The sequence below is a fragment of the Tannerella forsythia genome, from assembly GCF_003860135.1.
GTDB classification, from domain to species: Bacteria; Bacteroidota; Bacteroidia; order Bacteroidales; family Tannerellaceae; genus Tannerella; species Tannerella forsythia_A.
Map to the genome: position 1 here is coordinate 1 of NZ_RQYN01000168.1, position 667 is coordinate 667.

A 667-nucleotide genomic window follows, 5' to 3' on the forward strand; every position below is an offset into this window, starting at 1 on the left:
TCAATTGGGTCATAATCGTTACCATCCCATTTGGCACATGGTTCACAAACTTCGTCAGGTTATGGGTAGAAGAGACGATGAGTATGTATTGGCAGGACGCATTGAACCGGACGAAGGTTATTTTTCCACAGAGACCCCCGAAGCGGAAAAAGAAAAGCCCTTGAAACGGGGACGTGGCAGCCAAAAAAAAAGCAAAGTGCTGGTTATGGCGGAAAGTGAAATGGTTGCATCGCCCGCAAGGGGGCAAAAACCCCGCAGTGTCGGCTATTTGAAAATGAAAGTAATCGATGACTTGAAGAAAGAAACGATCAATAAGGCGAAGTGATCGATGACTTGAAGAAAGAAACGATCAATAAGGCGGTTAAGGAATTAGCCTCAGGTGTACAGGAAGTTGACACGGATCATTCTACCTCTTATGTAGAATTGAAAGACTTTGTACCTATACACAACTTTCAGGTTATCCCCAAAGAGAAGGTGGGGGAAGCCTTGCCCTGGGTTCATATTGCCATCAGCAATGCCAAGCGACAGCTGATAAACACATTTCATGACATCAAACCCGAATTCTTACAAAATTACCCAGATGAATTCTGTTACGGTATTGTTAAATTCATATAGTACTATTATCTTTGCTGAAAAAAACTATGGATTGTCCAAGATGTGGAAGCAT

The 667-nt window shown here is 42.6% G+C and carries 1 pseudogene; it reads left to right on the forward strand.

The features are described from left to right. A pseudogene (locus EII41_RS13820) lies at positions 1 to 594 on the forward strand (IS1595 family transposase); the annotation flags it as partial. Positions 595 to 667 lie beyond the last annotated feature (73 nt).